19 protein-coding genes, 1 pseudogene and 1 riboswitch are annotated in these 20,369 nt (G+C 39.2%); of the genes and pseudogenes, 3 read left to right on the forward strand and 17 right to left on the reverse strand.

Annotated features, from left to right (window positions below; translation table 11 throughout):
- The 3 genes and pseudogenes from BM163_RS10925 to BM163_RS10935 all read right to left on the reverse strand — a co-directional run.
- A pseudogene (locus BM163_RS10925) lies at positions 1–198 on the reverse strand (ISL3 family transposase); the annotation flags it as partial.
- A gap of 236 nt (positions 199–434) precedes the next feature.
- Positions 435–1,532 carry a D-alanine--D-alanine ligase gene (ddlA, locus tag BM163_RS10930; RefSeq protein WP_089803071.1) on the reverse strand — a complete coding sequence of 366 codons (1,098 nt, stop codon included), beginning with the start codon at positions 1,530–1,532 and terminating at the stop codon, positions 435–437.
- A gap of 25 nt (positions 1,533–1,557) precedes the next feature.
- A complete protein-coding gene (locus BM163_RS10935) occupies positions 1,558–1,998 on the reverse strand; it encodes a DUF4064 domain-containing protein (protein WP_089803073.1) in 441 nt (146 codons plus the stop codon).
- A gap of 350 nt (positions 1,999–2,348) precedes the next feature.
- On the opposite strand from BM163_RS10935, the gene BM163_RS10940 reads away from it, so the two are divergent.
- Together BM163_RS10940 and BM163_RS10945 are read left to right on the forward strand one after the other, a co-directional pair.
- Positions 2,349–2,690 (forward strand): P-II family nitrogen regulator, encoded by a 342-nt coding sequence (locus BM163_RS10940; protein WP_089803074.1) that lies wholly within the window; start codon positions 2,349–2,351, stop codon positions 2,688–2,690.
- Positions 2,691–2,769: 79 nt separating this feature from the next.
- Entirely contained in the window at positions 2,770–4,122 is a 1,353-nt protein-coding gene (locus BM163_RS10945) for an ammonium transporter (protein ID WP_174787627.1), read from the forward strand.
- 174 nt (positions 4,123–4,296) lie between these two features.
- On the opposite strand, the gene BM163_RS10950 is transcribed toward BM163_RS10945, so the two are convergent.
- The 11 genes from BM163_RS10950 to pflB form a co-directional block, all read right to left on the reverse strand.
- Positions 4,297–4,827 carry a type 1 glutamine amidotransferase domain-containing protein gene (locus tag BM163_RS10950; RefSeq protein WP_089803076.1) on the reverse strand — a complete coding sequence of 177 codons (531 nt, stop codon included), beginning with the start codon at positions 4,825–4,827 and terminating at the stop codon, positions 4,297–4,299.
- Between the two features lie 90 nt (positions 4,828–4,917).
- On the reverse strand, positions 4,918–5,547 hold the full coding sequence (thiE, locus tag BM163_RS10955; RefSeq protein WP_089803078.1) for a thiamine phosphate synthase: 630 nt from the start codon (positions 5,545–5,547) through the stop codon (positions 4,918–4,920).
- On the reverse strand, positions 5,526–6,335 hold the full coding sequence (gene thiM, locus BM163_RS10960; protein WP_089803080.1) for a hydroxyethylthiazole kinase: 810 nt from the start codon (positions 6,333–6,335) through the stop codon (positions 5,526–5,528). The genes thiE and thiM overlap by 22 nt, the downstream gene beginning before the upstream one ends.
- On the reverse strand, positions 6,335–7,180 hold the full coding sequence (gene thiD, locus BM163_RS10965; protein WP_089803082.1) for a bifunctional hydroxymethylpyrimidine kinase/phosphomethylpyrimidine kinase: 846 nt from the start codon (positions 7,178–7,180) through the stop codon (positions 6,335–6,337). Before thiD ends, thiM begins: the two co-directional genes overlap by 1 nt.
- Positions 7,181–7,277: 97 nt before the next feature.
- Positions 7,278–7,384, reverse strand: a riboswitch (TPP riboswitch).
- A 50-nt stretch (positions 7,385–7,434) separates the two neighbouring features.
- Positions 7,435–7,971 (reverse strand): signal peptidase I, encoded by a 537-nt coding sequence (lepB, locus tag BM163_RS10970; protein WP_089803084.1) that lies wholly within the window; start codon positions 7,969–7,971, stop codon positions 7,435–7,437.
- Between the two features lie 216 nt (positions 7,972–8,187).
- On the reverse strand, positions 8,188–8,637 hold the full coding sequence (locus BM163_RS10975) for a flavodoxin domain-containing protein (RefSeq protein WP_089803086.1): 450 nt from the start codon (positions 8,635–8,637) through the stop codon (positions 8,188–8,190).
- 52 nt (positions 8,638–8,689) lie between these two features.
- Positions 8,690–9,487, reverse strand: a complete 798-nt coding sequence (gene proC / locus BM163_RS10980; protein ID WP_089803088.1) for a pyrroline-5-carboxylate reductase — start codon at positions 9,485–9,487, stop codon at positions 8,690–8,692.
- A 313-nt stretch (positions 9,488–9,800) separates the two neighbouring features.
- Complete coding sequence (locus BM163_RS10985) at positions 9,801–10,220, reverse strand: organic hydroperoxide resistance protein (protein ID WP_089803090.1); 420 nt, start codon at positions 10,218–10,220, stop codon at positions 9,801–9,803.
- Positions 10,221–10,364: 144 nt separating this feature from the next.
- A complete protein-coding gene (locus tag BM163_RS10990) occupies positions 10,365–11,180 on the reverse strand; it encodes a ZIP family metal transporter (RefSeq protein WP_089803092.1) in 816 nt (271 codons plus the stop codon).
- A gap of 310 nt (positions 11,181–11,490) precedes the next feature.
- A complete protein-coding gene (gene pflA / locus BM163_RS10995) occupies positions 11,491–12,243 on the reverse strand; it encodes a pyruvate formate-lyase-activating protein (RefSeq protein WP_174787628.1) in 753 nt (250 codons plus the stop codon).
- Between the two features lie 78 nt (positions 12,244–12,321).
- Positions 12,322–14,580, reverse strand: a complete 2,259-nt coding sequence (gene pflB, locus BM163_RS11000; RefSeq protein WP_089803096.1) for a formate C-acetyltransferase — start codon at positions 14,578–14,580, stop codon at positions 12,322–12,324.
- A gap of 454 nt (positions 14,581–15,034) precedes the next feature.
- Here pflB and BM163_RS11005 point away from each other — a divergent pair, with 454 nt between their 5' ends.
- Positions 15,035–16,198 (forward strand): iron-containing alcohol dehydrogenase, encoded by a 1,164-nt coding sequence (locus tag BM163_RS11005; RefSeq protein WP_089803098.1) that lies wholly within the window; start codon positions 15,035–15,037, stop codon positions 16,196–16,198.
- Between the two features lie 92 nt (positions 16,199–16,290).
- On the opposite strand, the gene adhE is transcribed toward BM163_RS11005, so the two are convergent.
- From adhE to BM163_RS11020, 3 genes are all read right to left on the reverse strand, one after another.
- Entirely contained in the window at positions 16,291–18,900 is a 2,610-nt protein-coding gene (gene adhE / locus BM163_RS11010; RefSeq protein WP_089803100.1) for a bifunctional acetaldehyde-CoA/alcohol dehydrogenase, read from the reverse strand.
- Positions 18,901–18,956: 56 nt separating this feature from the next.
- Entirely contained in the window at positions 18,957–19,193 is a 237-nt protein-coding gene (locus BM163_RS11015) for a hypothetical protein (protein WP_089803102.1), read from the reverse strand.
- Positions 19,194–19,559: 366 nt separating this feature from the next.
- A complete protein-coding gene (locus BM163_RS11020; RefSeq protein ID WP_089803104.1) occupies positions 19,560–20,333 on the reverse strand; it encodes an ABC transporter ATP-binding protein in 774 nt (257 codons plus the stop codon).
- Positions 20,334–20,369 lie beyond the last annotated feature (36 nt).

A 20,369-nucleotide genomic window follows, 5' to 3' on the forward strand; every position in this document is an offset into this window, starting at 1 on the left:
AAGACCACCAATAGACTCGACTGTTTGGTCGAAATACGCATGAACCTTTCTTGTACGTGCTTTACACTTCGGACATTTTTGTGTTTTTACCTTCGTTGTTATCCATGCTTGTAACTTTGACTTTGATTCATCCACATCCCATAATTCCACATGCTTATCTTCAATTCCTAACAATTTTATGATAAACTTGTCTTGCACTTATACCCCTCATTTCTCTATTTTTTTCGTCGATTATAGTTTAACAAATGAGGGTGTATAAGTGTGTTTTTTTGATATAAGCTAAGGGCATGTCAGATCAAGGGGTACCACCACATTTAGTATAGAGCCAAACATCATTGTTGTGGGCGATATATTAAAAACCCCCTTAATCAAGAACTACATTCACTTGATTAAGGGGGACACCATGTTACATAAGAGTATCTTCTTACTTCTCGTTAAGGTCTAGCACTTCTCAATTTTCCTTTACGCTGATGACGCTCAAAAGCAAGTTTAATCAATGTATCAATCAACGCTGGATAACTAAGGCCTGATAACATCCATAGGCGAGGGTACATACTGATCTTAGTAAAGCCAGGAATCGTGTTCACCTCATTAATAACAAGCGTATCATCTTCTTTCAAGAAGAAGTCGACTCTTGCCATCCCTTCACAATCTAATGCTTTAAACACTGACACAGCCTGTTCTTGAATCTTCTCCACTTGTGCAGACGTTAAGTCGGCAGGTGCTGATAATACCGCACCAGACTCATTTATGTACTTAGACTCGTACGAGTAAAAATCGGTTTGTGGTAAAATCTCACCAATAACAGAGGCTTGTGGATCTTCGTTTCCTAAAACGGCACACTCTACCTCTCTTCCGCGCACTGCTTCCTCAATTAAAACTTTATCATCATATAAAAACGCTTCTTTGATAGCTTTTTCAAAACTATCCTTGTCAGTAGCCTTACTTACCCCAACAGAGGATCCTTGATTGGCAGGCTTAATAAATACAGGAAAGCCAAGTGATGCTTTAATATCATCAAAGCAAATCGCACACTGTTCATGCGACTTATAAACTCGACCCGATGCAACTTGTAAACCTTGTTCTTTGAGTAGTCGTTTCGTAAAATCTTTATCCATACTAACTGCTGAACCCAATAAATCCACGCCAACAAACGGTAGATTTAGCGTACGAACAAGCCCTTGCAAACTCCCGTCCTCTCCTAATGTACCGTGAATGACAGGAAAGACAACATCAATTTGTTTAATCGGTTGTTGGGTCTTTGTATTTATAATTTGTGCTGCACTTTGACCTGGTATCACCGCAACTGCTTCTCCTGACAGATGCAGCTGAATGTTTTTCGCATCATCTGGATTATTTAAATAATGAGACTCATCTAATAAGTGCCAAGCACCTGACTTATCCACACCTATTAAGACAACGTCATACGCCTCTCGATCAATTGCTTCAATGACATTTTTCGCTGACATAAGTGACACTTCATGTTCAGCTGATTTACCACCAAATAAAATGGCCACAGTTTTCTTTGACATAGTTATTCCTTCTTTCATTATTTACCTATACTGAGAGCTCTCTCGGTTTCTTAAAAAGAATTAAACCGCCACTTACCATATAAAGAAGACTACCAAGCATCGCTGGTGCAAAGCCTAATATAGCAATAAGACCACCAGATACTAGTAACAGAATCCCTACCATTTTCGGTTTAATGCCTTTCTTTAAAAAGTAGAGACTTAACCCTCCTGTTATTACTGTCGTCACACTTAGAATCAAGATCATGATTCCACCTGATTGCAAATTATCTACAAACACGCGATACTCTGGTAACTCAAAACCAGCCTCATTACTTTCTTCTAACTCTGATTGATACGACTCATAAAGTGCTGTTGCTCTATCTTCATCATTGTGCACAATAAGCATGCTTGCACCTTGCACACCGAAGAAAATAAAAATAGCCATACCTAAAATAATCAAGATCTTTTCAAGACGTCTTGGCTGCATTGTATTTCTCCTCTCAAATGTTTACCTCATGCATATTTTAACACAGTTTACTCATTTTACACTATCGTTTCATGCAGCATACAGACAACCTTAAGAAAGTCTTTAGTAGCGATTCGTTTCTCTTCGTCTCGACTCGATAATTTCTAAAGATAACCTACTTTTCCATCATTTTTATACATATTATTTTTAAATCAATAAATCCTATATCATCTATTTTAGAGATAGTTTTAATGTTAAATAACTCTAAGTAAACCATTCAAATTCTCTTGAATTTTCTGAAATTTACTGTAAGATAATAAACATAACTTATCATGTTAGAAAAGTTAACACAGAGAGGAGCAAGATCGACCATGAAAAAAATTGAAGCGATTATTCGTCCAGAGAAGTTTCAAGCCTTACGTGATGAACTAGCCTCACTCGGATTTTTAGGTTTAACCGTCACCGAGGTTGCAGGTACCGGCAAACAAAAAGGACAGACCGGCGTGTTCCGCGGGACGAGTTACGAAATTAAAGTATTACCAAAAATTAAAATCGAACTAATTTTACCGAAGGAGCGCATGGATGAGGTGATTGATACCATCATCACTATTTGCCATACTGATCAAATCGGTGATGGAAAGATCTTTATTTACGACGTTGAAGATGCTATTCGAATCAAAAAAAAAGAACGCGGAAAACCAGCCGTATTGTAAAAAAAAAAAAAAAAAAAAAAAAAAAAAAAAAAAAAAAAAATAAAAAAAAAAAAATAAAAACCAAAGGGAGACGATCAATGTGTTAAAGAAACTAGGTCTTTTACTTTTTATAAGTTTATTTTTATCGTCACCACTATACGCCGATACCGGCGTGGTGACAACTGAAACAGTCGACATGCTATGGGTCATGATTGGAAGTTTTCTCGTATTCTTCATGCACGCAGGATTCGCTTTAGTTGAATCAGGTTTTACTCGCGCAAAGAACTCATTAAATATTATCACTAAGAACTTTTTAACCATCAGTATTGGACCCATTGTATTTTATCTGATCGGCTATGGACTTATGTTCGGTGATTCATTCAATAGTCTTTTCGGTTCAAACAGTTTTCTATTAAACGGCGTAGACGATATTGGCTTTTTCGTTTTCCAAGCCATGTTCGTCGCAACATGTGCGACCATTATCTCAGGCGCAGTTGCTGAGCGTATTAAAATCGGCGTTTACGTGATTATTACAATCGCTATGACAAGTTTTATCTATCCAGTTATCGGCCACTGGATTTGGGCTGATGGTTGGTTAGCTGAATTAGGCTTCTCTGATTTCGCAGGATCAACCGTTGTCCACCTAACAGGCGCTGCCGGCGCACTGACCGTCGTCTTATTCCTAGGACCACGTTTAGGAAAGTACACAAAAGGTAAAATAAACGTCATTCCAGGTCACAATATTCCAATGGGCGCTTTAGGGGTTTTCATTTTATGGTTAGGTTGGTTTGGATTTAATGGAGGATCTACGCTTGAAGCAGATCCAACACTCGTTCCAATGGTTATCGCAACCACATTAATGGCTAGCGCTGGTGGTTTATTGTCAACAGTATTATATTCTCAGCTACGTTTCAAACAAATAGACGTATCACTCGCTCTTAACGGGGTGCTTGCCGGCTTAGTGGGAGTCACAGCTGGTACAGCTGAAGTTTCTATTCCAGGCGCGATCGCTATTGGTTTAGTTTCTGGTGTTATTCTAGTAGAGGGTATCACTTTCATTGACCGAGTGTTAAAGATTGATGACCCTGTTGGCGCAACAACCGTTCACGGTCTCTCTGGGATTTGGGGTACATTAGCGGTTGGTTTGTTCTCGGTTGAATCCGGCTTATTTTACGGCCACGGATTAAGTCAATTCTTAATTCAAGGTCTAGGCGTTTTAGCAGTAATCGCGTGGACGATGATTTCAGTTGGTGCTGTTACTTTCGTTATCACACGTTTTACATCTATTCGCGTATCAGAAGAGGAAGAGCTTATTGGACTTGATATCTCTGAACACGGCTCTAGCGCGTATAATTTTAATGATACCTTCTCGAGTAAAGAAGCGATTCAACCGAGTGGTGCTTTTGAACTCGCTGACCGACTGAATCAGCTCACAGAGTCAAAAGCTACCTAAGTTGACATCTATACGATGTACACTAATCCCCCTTGTTGGCTACACCGATTGGTGTAGCCTCCTTTTTTATATACCATCGTTCCTCACTCTGCATTTATAGTGAATGTAAATATTTGCAAAAAAGTACGAAAGAAAAAAATGACCAACAAGCGATGTGCTCATTGATCATTTCAATTATTCTAAGTCTTTTACTACCGCTTCAATAATGGTTTCCATATACTGTGGTAAATCACCAGGTCGACGACTAGAGACGATATGACCTGATTTCACTACAGGCTCATCAATCCATACAGCACCTGCATTTTTTAAATCGTCTATCAGTGCTGGTGTACTTGTCATTGTAACACCTTTTACGATATCCGCCGAAATCAACACCCAGCCCGCGTGGCAAATTTGCGCGATAATCTTCTTCTCTTGATCCATTGCTTTCACAATATTTAGGACTTCTTCATAGCGTCTTAATTTATCAGGCGCCCATCCCCCAGGCACAAGAAGCACATCATAATCATTCGGATTAATCTCTTCAAAAGCATGCGTTGATTCACAAGGGACGCCGTACTTACCCGTGTATATCTTTCCTCTTTCTTTACCTGCGATATCTACCGTAGCACCTGCTTCACGCATGCGTAGTACGGGGTACCATAATTCTAAATCTTCGAACGCTTCGTCAACTACTTGAAGTACACGTGCATTCATTAATTTCATCACACTTTTACCTCCTTATTTTTTTCCTTCTCTAGGCTGTTTAACCTTTAATCACTAAAGTTAAACCCCTCCATTTGTTGGATGCTTAAATTATGCCAAAAGAAACGCTTTAACCGCACGCTCTATATCATCTTGATAACCTATTTGTGAAATAACAGCAACTCCATCAACTTCTATTTCTTTTAAAATTGGTGCATCAGGAATAGCTAAACCACCAATCGCGACAACAGGCATATCACCTATACTTGCTTTAATATCTTTCAACCCCGTAAAACCTATCGGTTTTTTTGCGTCCTCTTTTGTTGACGTTTGAAAAATCGGACCTACACCAATATAATCCGCCCCATCTTTTAACGCTCGGTTCGCTTCTGTCACATTCGTCGCAGAAACACCAATAAACATCTCAGGAGGTAGTATTTCTCTCGCTTCTCCTATATGCATATCTTCTTGACCAATATGCACACCGTCCGCCTTAAGTTTTATAGCCAGCTCAATATCATCATTTACTACAAACGGAACGCCATACGCTGCACACAAACCTCTTACTTTTTTTCCAAAATCGATCAACTTAGAACCCGAGAGCGCATAAGGCCCCTTCTCACGTAACTGAAACATCGTTATCCCGCTTCTTAGCGCCTCTTCAATGATGGGCAATGCCGCTTTTTCTTGGTATGCTTGCCCGAAAATAAAATACAACTTTAACCATTCTCTCCTAAACATAGCGTTATCACCTCAAAATTCCTCATATCGTCCCATTCCTCACGCGTTAATGACATTAACTTATCTATAAACACTACTTGAAACGTCCCTGGTAAATCAGTAGCTTTTCGCGCCATTTCACTAGCAATCGCATAATAACTTACCGCTTCCGCCGCAGCTTCTACATAAGACTGATTATCAACTACTGCTAAAACACTCGCGATAACCGACGTAAGTAAACAACCCGTCCCTGTTACTTTCGTGAGTAGCTCGGTTCCGTTTTTTAAAAGATACACACCTGTTTCACCATATACGATATCTTCCGTGCCTGTGACGACAACTGTTACTTGATAGCGTTCATAAAACCTTTTAGCAATCTCGCGTGGCGCTTGTTCTAAATTACCTTCGACACCCTTTCCTGACTGCTCTAATGTAGCAAGAGTAAAGATTTCCGCACCATTCCCTCTCACAAGCGCGATATCCAACGTTTTTAATAGGCACTTAACAGCTCTCATTCTAAATTTAGATGCCCCTACACCGACTGGATCTAAGACGACCGGGATACCTTTTTTGTTAGCCGCTTTTCCCGCAATCAGCATGGACTCTAAAACAGCCGTGGTGAGCGTGCCAATATTTAAAACAAGGGCATCAGCTATGTTTACAATATCTATCATTTCACCTTTTTCATGCGCCATAATGGGCGATGCACCTAAAGCATATAAACCGTTTGCTGTTATATTCATAACTACCTGATTTGTTATATTATGAATCAGCGGTGCTCGCTCTCTTACTTTCTCGATAAACTCCATCACTCATCTCCTCCAGATAAAGGCTGATCTATAAAGTTATCGGGCACACCTTTCAAACGATAAGCAAAGTGATTTGTCGGACCATTCCCTTTACCAAGATTAAGACCATAGTAAATAGCCTCATGAATAAAGTTTTTTGCATGTTGGACTGCTTCAGTCATCGGTGAGCCTTTAGCAAGTTCAGCCGCTATCACCGCACTGTAAGTACACCCTGTGCCATGTGTATGTTTAGTATCAATTCTCGGTTTAGTATAATAATACACTTTATGACCATCGTAAAAAACATCCGTTGCGTCTAACGTCAAATGTCCACCTTTAACAACTGCTGATTTTGCACCTAACGCATGAACAAATATTTTTGCAGCATCCGTCATATCTTCAATCGTTTCAATAGGGCGCTCAAGAATTAGTCCCGCTTCTTTTAGATTAGGCGTAACAACGGTCGCCTTTGGTATCAATATATCCCGAATAACTTCTCGACTTTTTTCTTCCATCAATACATCGCCACTTGTCGCCACCATCACCGGATCAAGTACATAAGGTAAGTCTGGAAAACGGGAAAGATACTCATCAACTAACACCATCATGTCACGCGTTGCAATCATGCCTGTCTTCACTGCATCTGGCATAATATCCCGAAAAACACAGTCGAGTTGTTTATCAATCATTTCCACCGACTGATGAGCAACTGCATCTACACCACATGTGTTTTGCGCCACAACAGATGTAACAACACTCATCCCGTATACATTTCTTTCTTCAAATGTCTTTAAGTCCGCTTGAATCCCTGCACCACCTGTCGGATCGGTTCCTGCAATAGTCAAAGCTGTCTTTACGCGTTTCATCTTTGTCACTCCTCCTAATCGAAAAAAACCGCCCCTCATAGGTTGAGGAACGGTTGTGAGTAGTATGAAAACAAGAAATAACGCGTAGACGTTTTCTGTCACAAGAGTTCCACTTCCCTACGTTGGTACTAACCAAATCAGGTTCAAAGGGACCAAAGTGAAACACTTTATCTCAGCACAGCCTGTGCGCCCCTAGCGGATTTTCATATAATATTGTTAAATCAAACATAGTAAATATCTTTCTTTTTGTCAAGTTAATTTAATAGCCCTATACCTTCTGGCGGCCAAATTCGAAAGACAATTTCACCAATGATACTTTCTTCTTCAATCACACCAAAATAACGGCTATCCCTACTATCCGGGCGATTATCTCCTAAAACAAAATACATACCTGCTGGTACTTCTGTTAATCCTAAATCATTCAAGCTAAAATCATCTGTGTATCGATACGCTTCTAATTCATTTAGCACGTCCGCCAAATAAACTTCCGGATAGCTTACCCCATTCACAAAAAGTTCATCGTCTTTTATTTCTAAATAATCACCAGGCAAGCCAATAATGCGCTTGACGTAGTTCTCTTCTGCAATGGAATCTGGTGCGATAAAAGCGATTTGATCAAACCGTTCTAATTTACCTAATTTACTGATAATAATTCGGTCCCCATCATGTAAGGTCGGTTCCATCGATGTACCTTTAACGACAGATGGAGTCATGACAAACTCTCTTACAACCAGTACAATGATTAAAGCAAGCACTATGGCTTTTAGCCACGACATTAATTCTTTTACCATCTTAAACCCTCATTTATATGTTTTCTCTTATTATACGCGTATTAACAAATAAAATCCATGTTTTAACTAACTTAGAACAACAGGAGTGTTGTCTTCACTTAAAGCTTTAGGCCATAGCACAAAAGCAACTTACCTCCAAAAACTTATACAAAAAACCCTGGATACAGATTTTTAAAACATCCATCTCCAGGGTCATTTCGCTATCAGCGTATGGGTTTAACCTTTTAAAGCTGCCAATACATCATCAACCATATGTCGCGTCCGCTTATAATCGTCTTCATCAGGGTCTAGGTCTACTTTTACAAGCTCTCCAACAACCGTTGCACCAGCAGACTCAAAACGTTCTTTAAATTGATCTAACGCCACGCCGTAAAGCGGATAAAACGAATCACATGAGCCAAACAACCCAATGACTCTACCCGTTAAATCTTCATCTTCGACCTCATCATAAAAGTCCATTAACTCAAACGGCAAGTCGCCATCACCATAAGTGTATGAGCCAAAAAAGATACCATCGTAATCCACTAAGTCAAGCGCATAGAAATCGTCACTACCGATATGGAATGAGGCATACTCAATACCCTGCTCTTCTAAATAACGCTTCACTTCATCAGCGATACATTCTGTATTTCCTGTCATACTTGCGTATGCTACTGCAATTTTCATATATATTCACCTCATCATTATCATAGTGATAATGATTATCACTGTCAAGTTATTATTCATCCCTCGTTGCATGATCAACACATTTACGAATAGCTTCTTTTATCATATCGTCAAAATGATGGTCATCAAATACTTGTAATCCTTTTTCAGTGACGCCGCCAGGCGTTGCCACTTCGTCCATCAAGTCTTGAGGACACTTCAAGTCAGAAGTCAACATAACTGATGATCCTTTAACCATTTGAGCAATGAGCTGTTTTGCAACAACTTCCGTTACCCCAGCCTTTTGAACTTCCTTAATTAAAACGTCCGCTAAGCGGTACACAAACGCTGGCCCACTACCCGTAATCGGTGTGATGCGATGCACTTGTTCTTCTGTTAACTTTTTAAATTGACCAATACTAAAAAGGATTTTTTCTATATAGTACTCATGCTCATCTGTAACATATTTACCTAAGGTGAATAACGTCATAGACTCACCTTTTGCAGCCGCTGTGTTTGGCATTAACCAGCTAACCGGTGTCCCTTCTGGTAAACGCGATTCTAAATACGTTACATCAATTCCCGCTGCCACAGTGAGTACTAGTTGACCATCAATCACTTCACCAAGTGCTGTTAACACCTCTTCATGCGCTTCAGGTGGTACAGCTAAAATAATAATATCTTGGTCCGACACATGGTTCTGCCATTGATTCGTCGTTCTTACACCAAAGCGCGACTCAACTTCTTCTAAGCGTTGTGCATTCCCATTATTCCCCACTAGAATGTGATTAAAATCCGCTTGCATCAAACCATTGATAATCGCCTGCGCCATCCGTCCAGCACCGATCATTAATATCTTTTCTGTTGCCATTGGTAATTCCCCCTATAGTCGTAATCAATATACTACTCTTATGTGAATCCTTACCCGTTTTTCAGCTACTAGAAACAGGTGCACTTATTGCTCCACCCCTAACTATACAAAAGAACAGATGACGATACAAGGTCAATTATGTGACATTTTTCATTTTCTTATTACTGGAACAAAAAATATGCTTACCTTGTCTTTAAATACACACACTAGATTAAATCCGAACTTAAACCATCATTAGGCTAAAAACTTACTTACACCCTTTCTTCATTAAAAAAACAAACGCTCATGAAGAACGCTTGTTGTTTTAGCCTAACTATTTGGCAGTTACTTTTAGTTCTACATCAATATTGCCTCTTGTTGCTTTTGAATACGGACAGAAGTTATGCGCAAGTTCTGCTAAATGTTCTGCATCTTCTTGTGACACACCTTTAATATCAACATGTAAGACAACACCTATCTTAAACCCATGATCACTTGCATCTTTTAGCAAACTAACATCTGCCGTTAATGTTGATTCGATTTCTTTCTTTTGCCGTTCAGCCATCAAATTCAGTGCACCATCGTAACAAGCAGCATATCCAGCGGCAAATAGTTGCTCTGGATTAGAACCCTTCTCACTACTTCCTCCTGCCGGATTGACTAAATTCAGATCAATAACACCATCGTTTGACTTGACATGTCCCTCACGGCCACCTGTTGCAGTTGCGTGAGATGTGAATAATACATCGCTCATAAACATCCGCTCCTTTATAATAGTTTCATATTTTGTTTACCTTTTTAATCGAATTTTCAAACCCCACACATTAAAAAATAAGCTATTTAATACTTTATCACTACATCAGGAGGCCAGACGTTTCAACATGAGCTTTTATTCTCATCACCCTAACGCCACGTCTAAAATCATCATAACGGTAAAACCGACCATTAATGCCATAGAGGCCAGATCGCGATTTCCGTTTTCTTGAGACCCAGGAATAACTTCCTCAGCCACAACAAAAATCATTGCACCTGCCGCAAAACTTAATGCAAGAGGTAAAATAGGTTCCATCCACGTCACGAGTAACACACCTATAACAGCCGCAATTGGTTCAACCATCCCAGAAAATTGGCCGTACATAAAACTCCGGCGACGTGACATCCCCTCTCGCCTTAGTGGCATAGATACAGCAGTACCTTCAGGAAAATTCTGAATACCGATGCCAATACCAAGAGATACAGCCGCCGCTAAAGAACCAGATTCAAATCCAGCAGCAACTGCCCCAAAAGCAACCCCTACAGCTAATCCCTCAGGAATATTGTGAAGCGTAATAGCGAGCACAAGCAACGTACTTCGACGCCGACGATCCGGATGAATACCTTCTGCTGTCTCAATTTGAGCATTGGGGTGAACGTGCGGAATAACTTTATCAATTCCCCACAAGAATATGCCACCTAACATAAAACCAACAGCAGCAGGCAGCCACGCCGGCCACTTGCCTTCTTCAGCCATTTCAATAGCCGGAGCAAGTAGCGACCAATAACTCGCAGCAATCATCACGCCACCAGCAAATCCAAGCATCGCATCTAAAAATTTTTGATTCACACCTTTAGTTGTAAAAACTAGCGCCGCCCCAAGCGCTGTCATACCCCAAGTGAACATTGTTGCGACTAACGCTTGAGTCAGTGGTGATAGCCCACTAAAAAAATCAACCATGGCATTTCCCTCCTTATTTCCTAATAAAGTCTTCTATCTATCTTTTATTCATAAACCTTGATCATTGTCATACATTAGTGATTTATCTAAGATTCTCATTTTTTACTCCACAATATATTATATCAATTTTTTTGTTTTTAGTATGCTTATTTATTCTCTTCAGTATCACCATAACGCTAGTTATTCTATGCCCGACTTTTGTTTTTGTGCCTGTTATTTTTTTCGAAAATAAAAACCCTTTAAAATTAGCTCTAAAAGCTAACTTCAAAGGGTCTAAATCCGTATAACTTAATACCTAAAAGCCAACCAACTACGATTGGGGCAAAGCAATAGTTTTTTCTCGGTTAAGGATGGCTTCTGCATTCTTGACCCGTTCTTCAGAAGGGGGCTCAACACCTTCAAGAGGATAATCTAAGCCGAGCGTTTCCCATTTATATACACCTAATTTGTGATAAGGCAACACATCGATTCTTTCAACATTCGAAAGCGTTGCAATAAAATCAGATAAGCGCTGGAGTAGCACATCATCATCACTACCACCAGGGATAAGCACATGACGCACCCAAATAGGCACGTTCTTTTCATCTAGATAACGTGCCATATCTAAAATGTGAGCATTAGATACACCCGTTAAAATTTTATGCTTTTCAGGATCAATTTGCTTTAAATCATAAAGAATCAAATCTGTAACGTCCATTAATTTATCAAGGGTTTCGATAAAGTGCGGCGCACGACTAAAACACCCACCTGACGAATCGATACATGTATGAATATCATGTTTCTTAAGTTCAGTAAATAATTCAAGTAAAAATTCCGCCTGAATTAATGGCTCTCCACCACTGACCGTTACACCTCCACCTGACGAATCAAAGAAGTCCTTATATTTAATAATATCTTTCACAAGTTCTTCCACCGACATTTCTTTACCACCAGACATCTTCCATGTATCTGGGTTATGGCAAAACTGGCAGCGCAATAGGCAACCTTGGGTGAAAATAATATAGCGTAAACCTGGGCCATCTACTGTACCAAGTGTTTCAATTGAGTGAATGCGTCCTTTCATATGAATCCCCCCTGATAATAAAAGATATAGGAGGAGACAAGTCTCCTCCTATACGATTATACCTTATTTAGAACCGTCTTACATGCTTTCGTGGAAAGTACGGTTAATAACATCAATTTGTTGTTCTCTCGTTAACTTGATGAAGTTAACAGCATAACCTGACACGCGAATGGTCAATTGTGGATACTCTTCTGGATGCTCCATTGCATCAAGCAATGTTTCACGGTCAAATACGTTAACATTTAAGTGGTGACCGTTTTTCTTCGCATAACCATCAAGCATTGCTGCTAAGTTAGCTTTTTGTGTTTCTTCATCTTTACCAAGTGCTTTTGGTACAATCGAGAAGGTATTTGAAATACCATCCATCGCATACTCATATGGCATTTTAGCAACTGACATAAGTGATGCTAATGAACCATTTTCGTCACGTCCATGAAGCGGATTTGCACCAGGTGCAAATGGTTCGCCAGCACGACGCCCGTCTGGTGTATTACCTGTCTTCTTACCATATACAACATTCGATGTGATTGTAAGAAGTGATTGCGTGTGCGTTGAATTACGGTAAGTTTTATGTTGTTTTACTTTGTTCATAAAACGTTTCACTAAGTCTGCCGCAATATCATCTACACGGTCATCATTGTTACCGTATTTAGGGAAGTTTCCTTCAATTTCATAATCAACCGCTATACCATCTTCATCACGAATTGTACGAACCTTTGCATATTTAATCGCACTTAGTGAGTCAGCAACTACTGAAAGACCTGCGATACCACATGCCATCGTACGGAATACGTCACGATCATGAAGCGCCATTTCAATTCTCTCGTAGCTATATTTATCATGCATATAGTGAATGATATTTAACGCATTAACGTAGACACCTGATAACCAATCTAACATTGTGTCATATTTCGCCATTACTTCATCATAATCCAAGTACTCAGAAGTAATTGGTGCGTATGCTGGTGCAACCTGCGCTTTAGATTTCTCATCAACACCACCGTTGATTGAGTAAAGTAGTGCTTTAGCTAAGTTAACACGTGCGCCAAAGAACTGCATCTGCTTACCAATACGCATAGCTGATACACAGCAAGCAATACCATAGTCATCTCCGTAATGTGGACGCATTAAATCATCATTTTCATATTGGATTGAGCTTGTTTTAATAGACATATTGGCACAATATTTTTTGTAGCTTTCAGGTAATTTAACTGACCAAAGGACTGTTAAGTTTGGCTCTGGCGCTGGACCTAAGTTGTCTAACGTGTGTAAGAATCGATAAGAGTTCTTAGTAACAAGTGGACGACCATCTTCAGCAATACCAGCAAGTGATTCAGTTACCCATGTTGGGTCTCCTGAGAATAAGTCATTATATTCAGGTGTTCTGGCGAATTTTACAAGTCGTAACTTCATAACAAAGTGGTCCACTAATTCTTGAGCTTCTTCCTCTGTCATCACACCATTTTGAAGGTCACGTTCAATATAAACATCTAAGAACGTTGACGTACGACCAAGACTCATCGCCGCGCCATTTTGTTCTTTAATTGCTGCTAGATAACCAAGATATAACCACTGGAAAGCTTCTTGCGCATTCTCAGCCGGACGCGAAAGATCAAAGCCATACGTTTTACCTAACTGTTTTAATTCAGCTAGCGCACGGTATTGTTCTGAGTGCTCTTCGCGGTCGCGAATAACGTCTTCGCTCATCACGCCGTTACCACCAATTAAATCATAATCAGCTTTTTTCGCTGCCATCAATTTATCAATACCATAAAGTGCTACGCGACGGTAGTCACCGATAATACGTCCACGACCATAAGCATCTGGAAGACCTGTAACGATACCCGCACGACGCGCCGCGCGAATTTCTGGAGTATAAGCGTCAAATACACCTTGGTTGTGCGTTTTACGATAATCAGTAAAAATCTTTTCTACTTCCGGATCTAATTTGTAACCATAAGATTCAGCAGAAACTTGCGCCATACGAATACCACCGAATGGTTGCAATGAACGTTTAAATGGTACGTCTGTTTGAACACCAACAACTTTTTCTTTGTCTTTGTTTAAATAACCCGCATCATGAGATGTGATTGTTGAAACAATCTTTGTGTCAAGGTCATAAACGCCACCACGTTCGCGTTCTTCCTTTGTAAGTTCCATTACTTGATCCCATAGATCTTTTGTTGCTTGTGTAGGTTCTGCTAAGAAATCTTCATTTCCTTCATAAAGGGTAAAGTTTTTAATAATGAAATCACGTACATCGATTTCTTTTTGCCAGCGACCATCAACAAATCCGTTCCAAGCGCTATTCTTTGTTACTTCTTCTACAGTTTTCATTTACGCTTCCTCCTTGAGTGTATATATATTCTTTAAAATTGTGAATGAATTAATTTATATATTAAGTATAACCCGTAAACACATAAAAAGAAAGGAATTACAGCCATGTTTTCGAACTGTTATAGTTAATGTTCATAATTTGTTCAAATTTTATCACAGTAAAGGATTCAGTTGAGACAGATACTTAGATACAACAAAAATCATTGATATGACGAGGTTTATCTATTTACATACTACTAGTACAGCGACAAGGAAGTGTTGGAAAAACAAATCTGTATCAATCTGTTATACTTAGTTCATATAGTTATTGTAATACAGTAAAACGCTTACAAATACAAGACTTTATTAACATATTTAACATTTTTGTTTGAATAACCTAACATTCCCATATTGCATATGACTTTACTTATTTTTTAAGTCAGCGCATTATATAGGGTAAGGAGGCGATTTTTTTATGAATGATTTTATCTATCATAACCCAACAAAGTTAATTTTTGGTAAAGATACATTAACTACACTCTCAGATTTATTAAAAGGTAAAGGCAAGAACATTTTACTCGTTTATGGCGGAGGGAGTATTAAAAGAAACGGACTTTACGACAAAGTTTTAGAACAACTAAATACAATCGACGCTCATGTCGTTGAGTTATCAGGTGTTGAACCTAACCCTCGTTTAACAACTGTGCGCACAGGGATCGAACTGGTTCACGCACATGGGATTGACTTTATTTTAGCTGTCGGTGGTGGAAGTACAATTGATTGTACAAAAGCTATTGCTGTTGGCGCAAAATCCGATGCAGACATTTGGGACATCATTACGAAAAAGAAGCAGGCAAAGGCTGCCTTACCATTTGGAACAATATTAACACTCGCTGCAACAGGATCAGAAATGAATGCTGGGTCTGTTATTACCAACTGGCAAACAAATGAAAAAGTCGGATGGGGGAGCGCTTATAGCTACCCGGTATTTTCAATCCTTGATCCCACGCATACATTTACAGTACCTAAGAATCAAACTATTTACGGCATAGTTGATATTATGTCTCATGCATTAGAGCACTATTTCCATCATGAGTCCACCCCACTTCAAGACCGGATGGTTGAGGGTATCTTAAAAACCGTCATTGAAACCGCACCAAAACTACTTGAAGACCTAGAAAGTTATGAGCATCGCGAGACAATTCTTTATGCCGGCACCATGGCTCTTAATGGCATGGTTAGTATGGGTTATCACGGAGATTGGGCTACGCATAATTTAGAACATGCGGTATCTGCTATTCACGATATCCCTCACGGTGGTGGATTGGCTATTTTATTCCCACATTGGATGGAACATGTGTTAGACGTTAATATTGATCGATTCAAACAACTTGGTTCACGTGTGTTTGATTTAAAACAGGGGACAGAATCTGATCGTGATTTCGCCTTACGCACAATTCAATCATTGCGTGACTTCTGGACGTCAATTGGCGCTCCAAACCGTTTAGCTGATTATGACATTGATGCTAGTTCTATTGAAGATATGGCTGATCGCACGGTGCAATTAAGTGAAACGTTCGGTGTATTTAAGTCACTGACGAGAGACGATGCTACCGCCATTTATAAAGCCAGTCTTTAACCTGATTGTTTTTTAAAGGGAAAGCCCCCTTGTCGACTTCAAGTGACAAGGGGGCTTTTTGGTATATAAACATTTAAAAAGGGAATCTAGAATTAACCTTTAAAGGCGTTACGGTATACTTCAGCAAGTTCTGTTACAAGTGGTAACTTCGGATTAGCTGTTGTACATTGATCTTCGAAAGCTTTGTCAGCTAAGTAATCTACTTTCGCTTCAAAGTCTTTCTTTTCTACGCCGTTTTCACGGATAGACATCGGGATGTTTAATTTTTTCGCTAAGTCGAAGATTGCATTTACTAAGCTTTCAACACCTTCAGCCGTTGTGCTTGCTTTTAGTCCTAAGTGTCTTGCGATTGCTGCATAACGTTCATCAGCGATAAAGTGCTCGTATTTAGGGAATGAAACAAATTTAGATGGTTTTTGCGCGTTATAACGGATAACGTGTGGCATAAGGATTGCGTTCGCACGTCCGTGAGCGATACCAAATTCAGCACCTAATTTATGCGCTAAACTGTGGTTTATACCTAAGAATGCATTCGCAAACGCCATACCTGCAAGTGTTGATGCATTGTGCATTTTTTCGCGTGCTAATTCATTGGCACCATCTTTATACGCAAGCGGTAGATAGTCAAAGACTAACTTAATCGCATGTAATGCTAGACCATCTGTATAGTCATTAGCCATAACAGAAACATAAGCTTCAATCGCGTGAGTCAATACGTCCATACCCGTATCAGCCGTTACCACAGGTGGTACAGTCATAACGAATTGCGGGTCAATAATCGCTACATCTGGTGTTAACTCGTAATCAGCTAATGGATATTTAATATTGTTTTCTTTATCCGTGATAACTGTGAATGACGTTACCTCAGAACCAGTACCTGAAGTTGTAGGAATTGCGACAAATTTCGCTTTGTGTCCTAATTCAGGGAATTTGTATACACGCTTACGGATATCTAAGAATTTTTGCTTAATACCGCTAAAGTCGGTTGATGGATGTTCATGGAATAACCACATACCTTTGGCAGCATCCATCGCTGAACCACCACCAAGTGCGATGATGACATCTGGCTCGAATGCGTTCATAGCTTCTGCTCCACGCATAACTGTTTCTTTTGATGGATCTGGTTCTACGTCAGAGAAGATTTCACAGTGAACATAGTCTGAGCGCTTACGCAAGTGATATAATACTTTATCAACATAACCAAGCTTCACCATCATTGGATCTGTTACGATAAATGCTTTTGAAATCTTAGGCATTTTCGCTAAATATTGTACAGAGTTTTTCTCAAAGTATACTTTTGGTGGTACTTTGAACCATTGCATGTTGTTGTTTCTGCGTGCCATTTTCTTCACGTTAATCAAGTTAGCTGCCCCCACGTTTGTAGATACTGAGTTTCCACCATAAGAACCACAACCAAGTGTAAGTGATGGAATGTATGCATTGTAAATGTCACCAATTGCCCCTTGTGAAGACGGTGCATTAACAATGATACGTCCAGCTTTCATACGCGCACCAAATGCATCAATAACATCTTGGTCATTTGAATGGATAACAGCCGAGTGACCTAAACCACCAAACTCAAGCATTTCTTCTGCACGATCAATACCTTCTTCTGCACTATTCACTTTGTAAGCAGCAAGAACTGGACTTAATTTCTCACGAGATAGAGGATGATCCGGTCCAACACCTGTTAATTCAGCTACTAAGATTTTAGTATCCTCAGGTACTTTCACACCCGCCATTTCAGCAATTTTCACTGGTTTCATACCAACAATTTTCGGATTCACTGAACATGTTTCTTCATTAATAACAAGTTTTTCAACTTTTGCTTTTTCAGCTGGCGTTAAGAAGTGAACTTTGTTATCAATCATTTCTTGTTTTACTTCATCATAAATTTCTTTATCAACAATCACAGCTTGTTCAGATGCACAAATCATACCATTATCAAATGTCTTAGACAAAATAAGGTCGTTTACTGCACGTTTTACATCAGCTGATTTTTCCATGTAGCAAGGTACGTTACCTGCACCTACACCAAGAGCTGGCTTACCAGAGCTATAAGCTGACTTAACCATTCCAGGACCACCAGTTGCTAAGATCGTCGCAACACCAGGGTGCTTCATTAAAGCTTGAGTACCTTCGATTGATGGTTTTTCAATCCATTGGATACAGTGTTCTGGTGCACCAGCTTTTACAGCTGCTTCATATACAATACGCGCTGCTTCAGAGCTACATTTTTGTGCTGAAGGGTGGAACGCGAAGATGATTGGGTTACCCGTTTTAATTGAGATTAAAGATTTAAACATTGTTGTTGACGTTGGATTTGTTACAGGCGTAACACCAGCAACCACACCAATCGGTTCTGCAATATTCACAATACCCTCATGTTCGTTTTCATCAATCACACCGATTGTGCGATCGTACTTAATGTTGTGGTACACATACTCAGTAGCAAAGATGTTTTTGATGATTTTATCTTCATAAACACCGCGACCTGTTTCTTCAACCGCTAACTTTGCTAGATACATATGCTTATTTAATCCAGCAAGTGCCATTTCCTTAATAATGTGGTTGATTTGATCTTGGTCTAACTTCTTCATTTCTTTTAATGCTTTTTGTCCGTTTGCTGCTAATTTATCAATTGCTTCAGCAACAGTTGGCTCAGTTACTTCTGTGTTTTTCTTTTCTGCTTTTGTGACCATGTTTAAAACCCTCCTAAGATTGTATGTGAAATATTGAGCATTTTTACTCAAAAAAATTAAACTAAATTCATGACCGACGGGTTACGGGGAATTTTTATGAACGACACATCATTAAACATTCGCGTGTTGTTTTTAATTAATACAACATGCTGATCTGTCCAAATGAAATTCGGAATGTCTTTTCCATCTTCTAAGCACATAGCTTCGAATTTGTCACCGACATATTCTTCAAAACTCTCTTGCGTATAAAATTCAGCATCAGTACCAAAGTCTTTCCACTCTGTTAATATCATTTTATACCCCCCTCGTTCTTTCTGATTACATCATATCATCTGTATGCGCTTTCAAAACAATGAAAATGTGACAGGTTTGTGAAATGTTTCACATTAAACGCTTACAAATAAGTTTAAAAAGTATAAACGTTGATATATCAACGTTTATGTTCTCTGATGTTTTTAAACCCGTCAGTTTTTCTCGCTTTTCCCTGTGTTATCTTTTGTAATTACGTTGATTAACACAGTTGGTAAACGCTTACATTTGATACTTTTTAGTGAATAAATGAACAATGTCTGTAAAGTCAAATAACATAATGAAAAAGAAGCGATACCTGACAACTCCGCCACTTCTCTTAAATAATATTCACTCAATAATTGATTCAATTATCTCTTTATTAAGTACGGACGTTGATGATGCCATTTAATTTCTATTGGTAGATTAATGAAAGCCGATAAACTCTCCTCATTTATAAGCGTGTCTCTTTCCCCTTTTTTAAATATTTTTCCTTCTTTCAACATTAACACATGAGTATATATAGGTAGAATCTCATCAATATGATGCGTAACATAAAGAACCATTGGTGGGTTTTCCTTATGGATAATGGCCGTAATTGTTTCAAGCAATTGTTCTTTCGCTATAAAATCTAAACCAGTCGTTGGCTCATCTAAAATCAATAATTTAGGATCACGCATCAAACTACGGGCAATCATCACACGCTGCTTTTCTCCTTGAGATAGCTTATCATAAGGCTGATCAGCGTGATGAAACATTCCCACATCCCTTAGTAATTTTTTAGCCTTAGCCCGCATCAGGTCAGTCGGTGTTTTATATAAACCAATCGAGTTAAACCCTCCGCTTAAGACAATCTGATAAGCCGTATCTTCAACATAAAAGCGTTGTTTTAATGTTTGCGAGACAAGACCAATCTCTTGCCTTAGATCTTCACCTAATGGGTCTTTCCCAAAACGCCTATCAAGTACCGTAACATTCCCAGTGGCAGGGAAATGAAAGGCACTAAGCATATGAAGTAACGCTGTTTTCCCCGCACCATTTAAACCTAAAATCACCCACTGTTCACCTTCACGTGCTGTCCAGTTTATATCGTGTAAAATCCATTTACCCTGCCTAAGTAAACCGACATGTTTCAATTCAATCATTGGCTTCTCCTCCATTTTTCTTAGTATTTTCCCATA

The organism is Halolactibacillus alkaliphilus, from assembly GCF_900115465.1.
In the GTDB taxonomy this organism is placed as follows: Bacteria; Bacillota; Bacilli; order Bacillales; family Amphibacillaceae; genus Halolactibacillus; species Halolactibacillus alkaliphilus.